The sequence below is a fragment of the Pseudomonas sp. LBUM1653 genome, from assembly GCF_059716115.1.
In genome coordinates this window covers 6717270-6730958 of record NZ_CP166803.1, presented here as the reverse complement: position 1 = coordinate 6730958, position 13689 = coordinate 6717270, and the positions used below count along the sequence as shown (strand labels likewise).

The window sequence follows — 13689 nt, the reverse complement described above, 5'->3', positions numbered from 1 at the left end:
ATCAAAAGGGAAGTGAGCTTCTATTGACGTCTGGAACACTCAGAAATGGCCGTGTGTCCGGAAGTTGCCGATAACTTTGCGGGATCGCCGCGCGCTTCAGCTTGAGCTCATAAACCCGCCGGGGATGACTGGCGATGAATGTTCGCGATTCTACACGGCTGGCGGCTGGAGGGAATGCCTGCAAGCGTGGAGGCAGCATTCACAAGACGTGCGGACGGCCCCCTGTAGGAGCGAGCCTGCTCGCGAAAAACCTGAGAGCGCCGCGGGGTGTCAGGTTTCCAGCGTTATCGTTGACGACCATCGCGACGGTGCGACGATTCGACAGGCTCGCTCCTACATAAAGCAGGATCGCGCTGCGTGATCAGTGCGTTCACCGCCAGGCCTACCGCGCTTAGGATCAGGAAACACAAGGCGAGGGCAGTCGTCAGGTCTTCAGACGCAAGATTGATCACCACGCTGATCACGCCGCCGCACATGAAGATCATCACGCCGCCGACCGACGAGGACGTACCGGCATCCTGTGGATAGAGGGTCATGGCCTTGGAATTGGCGATAGGCCTGGCAATGGTGGTGCCGGCCGTACAAATGAGCATGGGGATCAGCACCGCAGCGGCACTGAGCCCGAACTGATTCGCCAGCCACAGCATGATTAATCCCGACAGTGCGATCAGTCCCAGGCCGATAACTATCTGCGAATTGGCCGGCAGGCGCCGGTGGAGCACGCTGGCAATTATTCCGCCGAACACATAAGCCACGCCGTACAGCAACAATGCCCAGGCAAATTCGTAGGGCGAGAGTGCCAGGCGCTCCATGAAAATGATCGGCGAAATGACGATGAAGGAAAAATGGCAGGCAAAGGCCAGGCCGGAAATAAGCCAGTAACCCATGAAGCGTAGATCGGAGCACAGCCGCCAATAGGCACTGAAAAAGCGACCGGGCGAGGTTTTACGATTGCGCGGGGTTTCCTTAAGCAATACGCCAACCTTTATCCAGACAATGACCGCCAACCCGATAAAGACATAGAAGCTGCCCTCCCAGCCCAGATGCAATTGCAGCCAGGTTCCGAGCAGCGGCGATATGGAAATGAACACCCCGCCGCCGGTCGTCATCCAGATCCTGATTCGCTCCTGTTCCCGGCCGACAAACAAATCCTGAATCAGCGCTTGCGACAGCACAAAGGATCCGCAACCCACTGCCTGGATGACGCGAAACACCAGAAACCAGCTGTATTCGCTGGAAAGCAGGCAGCCGGTTGCGCCGACCGTCGAGATGGCGATCCCGGTCAGCAACAGGTTCTTGCGCCCCCACAAATCCGACAACGGTCCGACCAGCACCACGGATAGCGCAAGGCCAATGGCGAACAGGCTGACCGAAAGGGCAATGTCGGACGCTGAGGTCCGGAAGTAGTCAGAGAGTGCGGGAAAGGACGGGAGCACCACGTCCAGAGGGAAAACACCCAGTAGCGTCATGGTCATCAATAGCAGGATGAGCGACGATTTTTTCGCGGTGTGCGGGGAAGGGGTCATCAACAACGCGCTCAATCCGTGAGGGATGGCCGAGGGTCGACTTGATGAACAGGTAAGTCAATGCAGAACGTGTGGGACCGTTCTGAATCTCTTGTAGGAGCGAGCATGCTCGCGATGAACCCGAGAACGACGCGGGGTGTCAGGCTTCTCGCGTAATCGTTGACGTCCATCGCGAGCATGCTCGCTCCTACAGTGGTTTGGTGTTGTTAGCTGTTTGGCAGCAACCGGCAGGTAATGCTCTTTATGTAACGCGTCTCGGCAATCGCCGGATGCACCGGATGATCTGGCCCCTGGCCGCCACGTTCCAGTATCTGGATATTGCGGTCCAGGTGGCGGGCGCTGGTCAGCAGGATGTTCTGCAGGTCGTCTTCCGGCAGGTGCATCGAGCAGGATGCGCTGACCAGGATGCCGTCCTTGGTGAGCAGGCGCATGGCTTGCTCGTTCAGGCGGCGGTAGGCGCCTTCGCCGTTTTTCATGTCTTTCTTGCGTTTGATGAACGCCGGCGGGTCGGCCACGATCACGTCGAAACGTTCTTCGCTGGCTTTCAGTTCTTTCAGGGCATCAAACACATCGCCTTCGAGGCAGGTCATTTTCTCGGCGAAACCGTTCAGCGCGGCGTTACGCTCGACGCCGTCGAGGGCGAAGGCCGATGCGTCGACGCAGAACACTTCACTGGCGCCGAACGCGGCCGCTTGCACACCCCAGCCGCCGATGTAGCTGTAAAGATCGAGCACGCGCTTGCCTTTGGCGTATGGCGCCAGGCGTGCGCGGTTCATGCGGTGGTCGTAGAACCAGCCGGTTTTCTGGCCCTGGATGACCGGCGCTTCGAATTTCACGCCGTTCTCTTCCAGCGCAACCCACTCCGGCACCAGGCCGAACACGGTTTCGACGTAGCGGTTGAGGCCTTCGGCATCACGGGCGGCGGAGTCGTTCTTGAACAGGATGCCGCTTGGCTTGAGCACCTGGGTCAGTGCCGCGATGACGTCGTCTTTATGGGCTTCCATGGTCGCCGAGGCGATCTGCACCACCAGGATGTCGCCGAAACGGTCGACCACCAGGCCTGGCAGCAGGTCGGAGTCGCCGTAGACCAGGCGATAGAACGGCTTGTCGAACAGGCGATCGCGCAGCGACAGGGCGACGTTCAGGCGATGCACCAGCAGCGACTTGTCGAGTGGCAACTTGATATCGCGCGACAGCAGGCGAGCGCAGATCAGGTTGTTCGGGCTCATGGCGACGATGCCCAGCGGCTTGCCGCCAGCGGCTTCGAGGATCGCCTGGTCGCCGGCCTTGAAGCCGTGCAACGGGGTGGCAGCCACATCGATTTCGTTGCTGTAGACCCACAGGTGACCGTTGCGCAGGCGACGGTCGGCGTTGGCTTTGAGGCGCAGGCTAGGCAGGGACATGACGTCGCTCCGGAAAAAAGAGCGGGAGTATACCGTGTTGCGCAAGGCCACGGCGCGGTGGGTGGACACGCGGTGAGTCAGGCCGGGACCAGGTGAAACTTCAATCGGTGCACCGGCCAAGGTGTCGGATCCAATTCAGAAAAGTTAGAATCTGCGCCTGACCCAGAGTGTGTACTTATGTCCCAAGAGCTTACCGCCGAACAAATCCAGCAATCCCTGCAAGGCATCAGTGTGCCGGCCCAACCGCAGATCATGGTGGATCTGCAGATGGAGCAGTACATGCCCGACCCGGACCTGGACGTGATCGCGAAGCTGATTTCCCAGGACCCGGGCCTCTCTGGCTCCTTGCTGAAAATCGTTAACTCGCCGTATTACGGCCTGAGCAACAAGATCGCCTCGATCCAGCGCGCGGTGAATCTGCTGGGCAGCCGTTCGATCATCAACCTGATCAATGCGCAGTCGATCAAGGGCGAGATGAACGACGACACCATCGTCACCTTGAACCGTTTCTGGGACACCGCCCAGGACGTGGCGATGACTTGCCTGACCCTGGCCAAGCGCATTGGCGCCCAGGCCGGCGATGAAGCCTATGCCCTGGGCCTGTTCCATGACTGCGGCGTGCCACTGATGCTGCAGCGGTTCCCCAACTACATGAGCGTGCTGGAACAGGCCTATGCCAACGCTGGTCCCGATTACCGGGTGGTGGACACCGAGAACCAGGCGTTCAACACCAACCACGCAGTGGTCGGGTACTACACGGCCAAGTCCTGGCGCCTGCCGGATCACGTGTCTGCCGCGATCGCCAATCATCACAATGCCCTGGCGATATTCAGCGACGAGTCGTCACGCAACAGCGCCCTGAAAAACCTGTTGGCGATCCTGAAAATGGCCGAGCACATTTGTGCGTCCTACCGGGTGCTGGGCAACCAGGCCGAAGACCACGAGTGGAACAGCATCGGGCATTTGGTGCTCGATTACGTGGGCCTCTCGGATTACGATTTCGAAACCCTCAAGCAGACGATTCGCGACCTCGGCGCTCATCGCTGAGTGGCGAACCTCTTCTCACCGAGCGCCTGAATCGAGAGCACCATGCCTGAACTGCCAGAAGTCGAAACCACCCGTCGCGGGATTGCGCCGTACCTGGAAGGCCAGCGCGTCAACCGGGTGATCGTGCGTGATCGCCGCCTGCGCTGGCCGATCCCCGAAGACCTTGATGTGCGCTTGTCCGGGCAGCGCATCGTGCTGGTGGAGCGGCGCGCCAAGTACCTGTTGATCAATGCCGAGGTCGGCACCTTGATCAGCCATTTGGGGATGTCGGGGAATTTACGCTTGGTGGAAATCGGTCTACCGGCGGCCAAGCATGAGCATGTGGATATTGAGCTGGAATCGGGCCTGGCGTTGCGCTACACCGATCCGCGGCGGTTCGGTGCGATGCTGTGGAGCCTCGATCCGCTGAATCATGAGCTGTTGATTCGCCTGGGGCCTGAACCGTTGACCGACCTGTTTGACGGCGAGCGGCTGTTCCAGCAGTCTCGGGGGCGCTCGATGGCGGTCAAGCCGTTCATCATGGACAACGCGGTAGTGGTCGGCGTCGGCAATATCTATGCGACCGAAGCCCTGTTCGCCGCCGGGATCGACCCGCGCCGCGAAGCCAAGAGCATTTCCCGGGCGCGCTATCTGAAGCTGGCGATCGAGATCAAGCGCATTCTGGCGGCGGCCATCGAGCGCGGTGGCACCACACTGCGCGACTTTATCGGCGGGGACGGGCAGCCGGGCTATTTCCAGCAGGAACTGTTCGTGTACGGCCGTGGTGCCGAGCACTGCAAGGTCTGTGGTACGCAACTGCGCGAAGTGAAACTCGGGCAGCGCGCCAGCGTCTTTTGCCCGCGCTGCCAGAGCTGAAAAGCCGACGGTCTATAGTCAGTGTTCCGATTGACTAGCCGAAGGACCGCGCCATGAACCTGATTCGAACCCTTGTCGTCACGCTGTTGCTGGGCATCGGCACGTCTGCCGCCGCCAATAGCGGCAGCGGCGATCCGTTGTATACCATCCAGAATCCCCCTGCCTACGCGATGATCGGCGACCTGCTGATCGCCCGGCCCTTGTTGGTCGTGGCGACGGTGATCGGGGCAGGGGCGTTTGTCGTGTCGTTGCCGTTCACCGCGTTCAGTGGCGGCGTTGGCGATGCGGGGCAGGCATTGGTGGTCGATCCGGCGAAAGCGGCGTTCGCGCGGTGTCTGGGGTGTATTGGGGAGGGGTTTGAGCGGCGGGAGTGATCAAAGAAAGCTTCTTCGTAGCTGATGGCCCTTTCGCGAGCAGGCTCGCTCCCACAGGGGATCTCGGGTGTTCGCACGATCTGTGGGAGCGAGCCTGCTCGCGAAGGCGTCGGGCCAGGCCCCGCACTATCAAGCCTTCCCGGTAATCTTCCGGTACTTCTCCATCAACTGCTCTTCGGTCTCTGGATGGGCTTCGTCCAGAGGGATGCAATCCACCGGGCAGACCTGTTGGCACTGCGGTTCGTCGTAGTGGCCGACGCACTGGGTGCACAGGTTCGGATCGATCACGTAGATCTCTTCGCCTTGGGAAATGGCGGCGTTGGGGCACTCGGGTTCGCAGACGTCGCAGTTGATGCAATCGTCGGTGATGATAAGGGACATGCTAACTCCAGCCGGGGCGGCAGGCCCGGGCGCAATAAATCAATGCGCTAATTGTGCCGCATTGACGCCCGCGGTGCACGCGACTACGACGTACTGTAGGAGCCGGCTTGCTGGCGAAGGCGGTGCATCAGGTGCACCGCGTTGTATTGATCGCCAGCAAGCCGGCTCCTACAGATCGGGATTACTTCTTGAATCGAAGTGTGAGGGCATCCGCCACTATCGGGTGCACGAACTTGGTGATATCGCCGCCCAAGGCTGCGATTTCACGAACCAGCGTCGAGGAAATGAACGAATAACGCTCGGACGGGGTAAGGAACAGGCTTTCCACATCCGGGGCCAGCTGGCGGTTCATGTTGGCCAGCTGGAATTCGTATTCGAAGTCCGAGACTGCGCGCAAGCCACGCAGGAACACGTTGGCGTTCGTCTCTTTGGCAAAATGCGCCAGCAGCGTCGAGAAGCCGACGACTTCAACGTTCGGCAAATGTTTAGTGACTTCGCGGGCCAGCTCCACACGCTGTTCCAAGGGAAACAACGGGTTTTTCTTCGGGCTGGCGGCGACGGCAATGATCACGTGATCGAACAGGCGCGAGGCGCGTTCGACCAGATCGCCATGGCCCTTGGTAATAGGGTCGAAGGTACCTGGGTACAACACTCGGTTCATCGCGTCGTCCTGGCGGGAGTGCGTTGGGGACTCGGATGGTATCGCAGCCTAACCGGTCGGCCAAGTCGCCTTTTGGGTAAGAAAGCACTATAGACGATGGGGATATTCGTCATTTTGATGACTTTTTCAAACGTTCGGCCAGGGAAGACGCCAGTTGCGCCGTCAGTCCATAGACCGACAACTGCGGGTTTGCGCCAATGCTGGTGGGGAACAGCGAGCCGTCATGGATCGACAGATTACCCAGTTGATGATGCCGGCCAAGGCTGTCGGTGACCGCATTCTTCGGGTCTTCGCCCATGCTGCAACCGCCCATCACATGGGCGCTGCCCAGACGCGTGCGGTACAGCTCCAGGCTGAGCCCGTCGATCAGCGTGCGCGCTTCGCCCAGGGTTTTGACGTAACGGGCATCGGCATGCATTGGCATCACGGCCTTGGCACCTCCGGCGAACTGGATCTCGGCCATGCTGTGGAAAGCCCGGCGTAAACCGTCCCAGACATAGGGTGAAACCTGGTAGTCGAGCACCGGTGTGCCGTCACCGCGCAGTTCGACGCTGCCACCGGGGCTGTCCGGGTGGAATCCGTCGCGCAGCAACGCCAGCATGGCGTGGGTGTGCGGCAGGTTGGCCATGTGCTGGGCATTTTCCTGGCCGAAGCCGCCCAGCAGGGTGGCGGCCAGCGCCGGGTGCAGCGGCGGGACCTCCAGTTTGTAGCCCATCTTGCCGGCGGTGCCATCCTGCCATTGGAAATAGTCGGAGTAGATCGACTGCGGCGCGCCGTAGAACGGGTTGATGACCTCGTCGAACAAACCGGCGGACATGTTCACCAGATGCAGAAAGGTTCGTTTGCCCAGTCGCTGGTGCGGATCGGGCGCGTCGGAGCGCAACAGCAGCGCCGGACTATTTATACCGCCGCCGGCCAACACGTAATGCCGCGCCTTGACGGTAATAGTGCGTCCGGTGGGCTCGACGCAGCGCTCGTCCATCGCCACGCATTGCAGCCCGGTGACTGTGTCGCCGCTGATGATGAGTTTTTCGGCGCGGGCCAGATAAAGCAGCTCGCCGCCGTTTTCCAGGGTGGCCGGAATGGTCGTGACCATCATCGATTGTTTCGCGTTGGTCGGGCAGCCCATGCCGCAATAGCCGATGTTCCAGCAGCCGCGCACATTGCGCGGGATGACATGCCAGCTGTAACCGAGCTTTTCGCAACCCTTGCGGATCACATCGTTGTTGGCATTGGGTGGCACCATCCAGGGAGCGACGCCCAGGCGCTGTTCCATTTTCTCGAACCAGGGCGCCATTTCAGCAGGGGAGTGGCCCTTCACGTTGTGTTCTTTGGCCCAGTGTTCCAGGGTCGGTTCCGGAGTGCGGAAGCTGGAGGTCCAGTTGATCAGCGTGGTACCGCCCACCGCCCGACCCTGGAGGATGGTGATCGCGCCGTCCTTGCTCATGCGGCCGATGCCTTCCTGGTAGAGGCTGGCGTAGGCTTGGTCTTCGAGCAACTTGAAGTCGCTGCTGGTCTTGAGCGGACCTTCCTCGATCAACAGCACTTTGTAGCCGGCCGCACTGAGGATTTCGGCCGTGGTCCCGCCGCCGGCACCGCTGCCGATGATCGCCACATCCGCTTCGAGGGTCAGGTCCTGGGTCAGTTGCGAGCCGTCATGGGTTTTCCAGCCACGGGCCATGCCTTCGCGGAACGGGTCGGGTACGGGCATCTTCGGGTTCTCTTTTATTGTTGGATGATGTGGTGAGGCGGCAGACGCCTTCGCGAGCAGGCTCGCTCCCACAAGGGGTACGCGATCTCTGTGGGAGCGAGCCTGCTCGCGAAGGCGTCGACCCGGTCTCAAACCGTTGGCGGCCCGGGATACCCGCAATGCACCCACGATTCCTTGCACCCGTACCAGGCCATCATCACCAGTTGCACCAACGAACTGTGACCCATGCGCAGCAGGCTCAGCGAGCTGTTTTCCCAGCGATCGAGGAAGTGCCGGATATCGTCGGCACTGGCGTTTTCCCAGCTGCCCCAGATCCCGGTCAGCGGCCCGCGGGTCACGGCCATGCCCAGCACGTCGAACAATTGCCGGGTGAGCTTGAGCATTTCCGGTGATAGGTGATCGAGGTTGTAATCGAGGCTTTTCAGGGTGCCCTCGACGGCGTCGGGCATGCTTGCGGCCGTTACTGCACCATTGAGCATCACCGGGACAAGGGCCCGCAGAAACAGCAGGTCGCCACTGCGCAGCGCCGTGAACCCACTGGCAGGCGCGCTCGATGAGCAGCCGCTCAGGCTAGCCCCCAACCCGGCGGTAGCAAGAAAGGCGCTGGCGCCGAGGCTGAATTTGAGCAGGCCGCGCCGTGACAGCGCGGGGGTATCGGACAGGCTTGGGTGCATTATTGTTATTACCCGAGGGTGACTATCGTTAGCGGATAAACAGCTTCTGGATCAGTTTCTGAATGGATTTGCCATAGGGCGGATAGATCAGTTTCGCCGCGTTGAACCGCTGCTTGATCAGCACACCCTTGGCCTTGCTGAAGGTCAGGAAGCCTTCGTGGCCGTGGTAATGGCCCATGCCCGACGCACCGATGCCGCCGAACGGCATGTCATCCTGAGCCACGTGCAGCAGGGTGTCGTTGAGGCATACACCTCCGGAATGGGTCTCGTTGAGCACGCGGCTCTGCTCGCGCTTGTCGTAGCCGAAGTAGTACAGGGCCAGTGGGCGAGGCCGCTGGTTGATGTAGGCAAACGCCTGGTCCAGATCCTTGTAGGGCACGATCGGCAGCAGCGGGCCGAAGATTTCGTCCTGCATCACCGTCATCTCGTCGCTGACGTTGAGCAGCAGGCTATGCACCATGCGGCGACCCTGCCCTTTATCGAACAATGGAATCAGCAGCGCACCTTTGCTGGTGGCGTCGCTGACATAACCGTTGAGTCGCGCCAGTTGTCGGTCATTGATGATTGCGGTGTAGTCCGGGTTGTCGGCGAGGGTTGGATAAAAACCGCGAACCGCCTGCCGATAGGCCTCCACGAACGAGCCGATGCGATCTTCCGGCACCAGCACGTAATCCGGAGCCACGCAGGTCTGGCCGGCATTGAGGGTCTTGCCGAAAGCGATGCGTTCGGCGGCATCCTTTAGCGGTACGTCATGGGAAACAATGGCCGGGGACTTGCCGCCCAGTTCCAGCGTGACCGGCGTCAGGTTTTCCGCCGCCGCGCGCATCACGTGTTTGCCGACGCTGGTGGCGCCGGTGAACAGCAGGTGATCGAAAGGCAGGCGCGAAAACGCCACGCCGATATCGGCTTCGCCCAGCACCACGCAGACCAGGTCTTCGGGAAAGATTCGCGCGAACAATGCCTTGAGCAGCAAACCTGTGGCCGGGGTCGATTCGCTGAGCTTGAGCATCACCCGATTACCTGCCGACAACGCGCCGACCAGAGGCCCGATGGCCAGGTACAGCGGATAGTTCCACGGAACAATGACCCCGACCACGCCCAGTGGCTGGTAGACCACCTTTGCTGAAGCCGGCTGAAAGGCGACACCGACCTTGCGCCGCGACGCGCGCATCCAGCCCTTGAGGTGGCGGCTGGCGTAATGAATGCCGTGCAGGCTGGGCATCAATTCGGCGAGCAGGGTTTCATCGGCGCTGCGGTGGCTGAAATCCTGGCTGATTGCATCGATCAGGGCCTGACGTTCGTTGTCCAGCAAATCCCGTAGTGCCTTGAGCCATTGCTGGCGCTGGGCCGCGGGTGGCATCGGGTTGGCGGCATAGGCCGCGCGCTGTGCGTCGAACAGGACCCGGAGCTCTTCCAGAGGCTGCTGGAGGTTTTGCAGGTAGGAAATGTCGGCAGTCATGGTGGGCTCCGGATTTATTGTAATGAGAGCATTTCTAGAGTCTATACTCTAAAAAGTCAAATACCATCCTCGGCACTGCATTGTTTTATCCGCTCGCGGATAGGCCGTAAGATGCCCCTCAACGCACTCTGAATTAAAGCTCAAGCCATGGCCCCAAGGATCAAAACCAGCGAGCGCATCGTGCAGAACAGCCTGGAGCTGTTCAACCAGCAGGGCGAGCGCAGCATCAGCACCAACCACATCGCCGCCCATATGGAGATTTCTCCGGGCAACCTGTACTACCACTTCCCCAACAAGCAGGCGATCATCGCTGTGCTGTTCAGTGAGTATGAGAGCCTGGTGGACAGTTTTTTGCGCCCGCCTCAGGGGCGCGCAGCCACGGTGGAAGACAAGCGTTTCTACCTCAAGGAGCTGTTGTCAGCCATGTGGGGCTACCGGTTTTTGCACCGGGACCTGGAGCACTTGCTCGACAGTGACCCGGAACTGGCCGCCCGCTACCGGCGCTTTTCCCAGCGCTGCGTCATTCAGGGTGCCGCCATCTACGAAGGTTTTGTCGCCGCCGGCATCCTGAAGATGGATCGGGTGCAGATCGAGTCCCTGACGATCAATGCCTGGATCATCCTCACTTCCTGGGTGCGCTTTTTGTGCACCACGCGGGAAAACTCCAGCCACCTCAGCGAGCAAGCCATCAAGCGCGGCGTATACCAGGTACTGGTGCTGGAGGCGGGTTTCGTCACGGATCAGGCTCGTGAGGCGGTCGATGCGCTGTTTGAAGAGTTTTACGTGCCGCTGGCCCAGGCGCTGGAAGAAGTATGAAATAAAGAGTGCAGCAGGATCGAAAATCGCCCATCACAGGAGCCCGTTATGCCCATTGCGCAACTGATCAGCCCGCAAGCACTGGACCTGAAAAAGGACAAGCCGGGGTTGGTGATTCTTGATTGTCGTTTTGCCCTCGAAGACCTGGATTATGGCCAGCGCAGCTACGCACAAGGGCACATCGGCGGGTCGGCTTTTGCCGATCTTGAGCGTGATCTGAGTGGAAAAGTGCTTAAGGGCGTGACCGGGCGTCATCCATTGCCCGAGCCGGCGGACCTGATCGAGCGCCTGCAAGCCTGGGGTATCAACGCCGACAGCGAAGTGGTCTTGTACGACGACGGTCCGGGTGCCTTTGCTGCGCGGGCCTGGTGGCTGCTGGCCTGGCTGGGCAAGCGTGACGGCGTGTTCATCCTCGATGGCGGGCTCAAGGCCTGGCACGCGGCGGGCCTGCCCCTGAGTCTTGATCCACCGTCGAACAGTCGCGGCACATTTACCGGGATACCGGACAACGCGCTGATTCTCAGCGCCGAGCAGTTGCACGAGCGTCTGGCGCAACCCGAACTGACTTTGCTCGATGCCCGTGCCTTGCCGCGCTTCAAGGGTGAAGTTGAACCGATCGACCCGATTGCCGGGCACATCCCCGGCGCGCAATGTGCGGCCTTCACCGACAACCTGGGTAGCGACGGGCGTTTCCTGCCAGCCGATCAGCTCAAGCAGCGTTTCGCCGCGAAGCTGGGTGATCGCTCGCCGACCGATCTGGTGGCGTACTGCGGGTCCGGCGTGACGGCTTGCCATAATCTGTTCGCGTTGTGTCTGGCGGGTTATCCGTTGGGGGCGCTGTATGCCGGGTCGTGGAGTGAGTGGATCAATGATCCTGCTCGCGGCGTTGCCACTGGCGAATAAAGATCTTTTAGAGGCGGGCGCTGCGATACGCTCCAGGTCCCACCCCATACACCTGCTTGAACTGCCGACTCAGATGACTCTGGTCGGCAAATCCCAGTTGCGTTGCGACTTCGAGCGGCAAACAACCGCCCTGCAACAACGCCCGCGCCCGAGCGATGCGCTGTTGCATCAGCCAGGTGTGCGGCGGCATGTCGGTGACGCGGCGGAATACCCGGGCGAAGTGGAAAGGTGACAGGTTCACCGCCGCTGCCAGTTCTTCCAGCGAAGGAGGCGCGGCCAATTGCGCGTGCAGCAGGTCCTTGGCCAATGTCACCGCCCGGTGTTCCTTGCCCGGTTTGCCGGCATCAGGAACCGCCGCGTGGCGCTGCAGCAGTGACAGCATCAGTTCTCGCCAGGCGGTCTGTTGTTGCAGGGCTGTTGCGGGGCTTTCCAGCAGGCGATGCAACTGACAGAAGCCGTTCACCAGATCCTGGTCACGATACAGCGTGGCGCCGAACGCCGGCAGGTTATGGGTCGGCAGTTCAAGCTCGGCCAACAGTGAAAGAATTTGCCTACTGTCGGGATAAAATGCCCGGTACAGCCAGCCGTCCTCCGTCCCCTTGTGGCCGGTGTGCAGTTCATCAGGGTTGATCAGCACCAGTGTGCCGCTGCCTGCCAGGTGTTCGGCGCCGCGATAACGGTAGCGCTGGGCGCCGGCCATGATCATGCCGATCACATAGCCGTCATGCACATGCGGGGCGAAACGGTGCTCGATGTAGCGTGCCGACAGCAGCTCGATCCCGGCCAGCGGTGCCGTTTGCCAGAAGTGGATGGACTCGCCGTGAGCGTTGCCCATGACCTACCCGCGGCCCATGCTTGTCAGCCACTGCGGGATGCGCCGTTCCAGGTAGTACCCCGGTTGGCGGAACGAACCATCGACAAACCCTACATGCCCGCCCCGGGCCTGCAATTCCAATTGCGTGCAGGCTGACAACTCGTCTGCCTGCGGCAGGCTATGGGGAAAAACGAAGGGGTCATCAGCTGCCTGAATGATCAGGGTTGGCGTACAGATCTCGCCGAGGAAGTAGCGGCTCGACGCGCGGCGATAGTAGTCCTGGGCATCAGCGAAACCATGGAGTGGCGCGGTCACCCGGCCATCGAAATCCCAGAACGTGCGCATGTTTTCCAGCGAGCCCAGCGCAGCGAGGGCCGCGAGGCCGTCCTCGCGCCCGTCGTGGTGAAACTGCCGTTGCTTATTCTTGATGTAGGCCAGCATCTCGCGCATGAAATGCGCCTGATAGACCTTGGAGAAACCCTGACCGATGCGGTCGGCGCAATGGTCCAGGCGAAACGGCACCGACACCGCCACCGCACCGAGCACGCCGCTGGCACTGCCGGTTTCGCCCAGATACTTGAGCAGCACATTGCCGCCCAGGGAATAACCGACGGCATACAACGGCGCAAGAGGACGCTTTGCCCGCAGGTGCCTGATGGTTTCGGCCAGGTCTTCACTGGCACCGGAATGGTAGCTGCGCGGCAACAGATTGGGTTCGCCGGAGCAGCCGCGCCAGTTCAGCGCGACACTGGCCCAGCCCTGGTTACCCAGCGCTTTTTGTATCCCGGCAACGTAAGGTGAATTCGACGAGCCGGTCAGGCCGTGCAACACCAGGACCAAAGGCGCATCGACGCTGTGCGGGCCATGCCAGTCGAGGTCGAGGAAGTCGCCATCCTCGAGCCACAGGCGTTCACGCTCACGTTGCAGGTGGGTGGTTTTGCGCCACAGCGGTCCCCACAAGGTCTGCAAGTGCGGATTGCCGAGGCCGAAGGCCGGAGTGAAGCATTCTGGCGGATGGGACACGATTTTTCTCGAAGCAGCGGCGCATGCCTCCACGGAAACATG

Annotated in this window: 14 protein-coding genes and 1 pseudogene; 5 read left to right on the top strand and 10 right to left on the bottom strand. The window is 60.9% G+C overall.

Going from position 1 to position 13689, the window contains the following annotated elements; all coding sequences use genetic code 11:
- Positions 1-223: 223 nt before the first annotated feature.
- From ACA054_RS30505 to ACA054_RS30495, 3 genes and pseudogenes are all read right to left on the bottom strand, one after another.
- Positions 224-301 (bottom strand): annotated as a pseudogene (locus ACA054_RS30505) (outer membrane lipoprotein carrier protein LolA); the annotation flags it as partial.
- A complete protein-coding gene (locus ACA054_RS30500) occupies positions 285-1526 on the bottom strand; it encodes a multidrug effflux MFS transporter (protein ID WP_497687438.1) in 1242 nt (413 codons plus the stop codon). The pseudogene ACA054_RS30505 and the gene ACA054_RS30500, both read right to left, overlap by 17 nt.
- A 206-nt stretch (positions 1527-1732) precedes the next feature.
- Positions 1733-2929 carry a class I SAM-dependent rRNA methyltransferase gene (locus ACA054_RS30495; RefSeq protein WP_497687437.1) on the bottom strand — a complete coding sequence of 399 codons (1197 nt, stop codon included), beginning with the start codon at positions 2927-2929 and terminating at the stop codon, positions 1733-1735.
- A gap of 231 nt (positions 2930-3160) precedes the next feature.
- On the opposite strand from ACA054_RS30495, the gene ACA054_RS30490 reads away from it, so the two are divergent.
- From ACA054_RS30490 to ACA054_RS30480, 3 genes are read left to right on the top strand one after another with little or no spacing between them, the layout of a single operon-like run.
- Positions 3161-3976 carry an HDOD domain-containing protein gene (locus ACA054_RS30490; RefSeq protein WP_497690396.1) on the top strand — a complete coding sequence of 272 codons (816 nt, stop codon included), beginning with the start codon at positions 3161-3163 and terminating at the stop codon, positions 3974-3976.
- A gap of 42 nt (positions 3977-4018) precedes the next feature.
- Entirely contained in the window at positions 4019-4831 is an 813-nt protein-coding gene (mutM, locus tag ACA054_RS30485; protein WP_497687436.1) for a bifunctional DNA-formamidopyrimidine glycosylase/DNA-(apurinic or apyrimidinic site) lyase, read from the top strand.
- 53 nt (positions 4832-4884) lie between these two features.
- Positions 4885-5205, top strand: coding sequence for a multidrug transporter (locus tag ACA054_RS30480; RefSeq protein ID WP_497687435.1), 321 nt, complete (start codon positions 4885-4887; stop codon positions 5203-5205).
- Positions 5206-5334: 129 nt separating this feature from the next.
- Here the strand turns inward: ACA054_RS30480 and ACA054_RS30475 are convergent, their stop codons facing one another.
- The 5 genes from ACA054_RS30475 to ACA054_RS30455 form a co-directional block, all read right to left on the bottom strand.
- Positions 5335-5586 carry a YfhL family 4Fe-4S dicluster ferredoxin gene (locus ACA054_RS30475; protein WP_003195146.1) on the bottom strand — a complete coding sequence of 84 codons (252 nt, stop codon included), beginning with the start codon at positions 5584-5586 and terminating at the stop codon, positions 5335-5337.
- Positions 5587-5767: 181 nt separating this feature from the next.
- The gene (gene coaD, locus ACA054_RS30470; protein ID WP_180202280.1) at positions 5768-6247 is read right to left on the bottom strand and encodes a pantetheine-phosphate adenylyltransferase; all 480 of its coding nucleotides are present in this window, start codon (positions 6245-6247) and stop codon (positions 5768-5770) included.
- A gap of 109 nt (positions 6248-6356) precedes the next feature.
- Positions 6357-7958 (bottom strand): GMC family oxidoreductase, encoded by a 1602-nt coding sequence (locus tag ACA054_RS30465; protein WP_497687434.1) that lies wholly within the window; start codon positions 7956-7958, stop codon positions 6357-6359.
- A 128-nt stretch (positions 7959-8086) separates the two neighbouring features.
- Entirely contained in the window at positions 8087-8632 is a 546-nt protein-coding gene (locus ACA054_RS30460) for a twin-arginine translocation pathway signal protein (protein ID WP_497687433.1), read from the bottom strand.
- Positions 8633-8660: 28 nt separating this feature from the next.
- Positions 8661-10091, bottom strand: coding sequence for a coniferyl aldehyde dehydrogenase (locus ACA054_RS30455; protein ID WP_497687432.1), 1431 nt, complete (start codon positions 10089-10091; stop codon positions 8661-8663).
- 147 nt (positions 10092-10238) lie between these two features.
- On the opposite strand from ACA054_RS30455, the gene ACA054_RS30450 reads away from it, so the two are divergent.
- Both ACA054_RS30450 and ACA054_RS30445 read left to right on the top strand, forming a co-directional pair.
- Positions 10239-10907 carry a TetR/AcrR family transcriptional regulator gene (locus tag ACA054_RS30450; protein WP_497687431.1) on the top strand — a complete coding sequence of 223 codons (669 nt, stop codon included), beginning with the start codon at positions 10239-10241 and terminating at the stop codon, positions 10905-10907.
- A 48-nt stretch (positions 10908-10955) separates the two neighbouring features.
- Positions 10956-11810 (top strand): sulfurtransferase, encoded by an 855-nt coding sequence (locus ACA054_RS30445; RefSeq protein WP_497687430.1) that lies wholly within the window; start codon positions 10956-10958, stop codon positions 11808-11810.
- 7 nt (positions 11811-11817) lie between these two features.
- Here the strand turns inward: ACA054_RS30445 and ACA054_RS30440 are convergent, their stop codons facing one another.
- Positions 11818-12645 (bottom strand): AraC family transcriptional regulator, encoded by an 828-nt coding sequence (locus tag ACA054_RS30440; protein WP_497687429.1) that lies wholly within the window; start codon positions 12643-12645, stop codon positions 11818-11820.
- Positions 12646-12648: 3 nt separating this feature from the next.
- Complete coding sequence (locus ACA054_RS30435) at positions 12649-13647, bottom strand: hydrolase (RefSeq protein ID WP_497687428.1); 999 nt, start codon at positions 13645-13647, stop codon at positions 12649-12651.
- Positions 13648-13689: the final 42 nt, after the last annotated feature.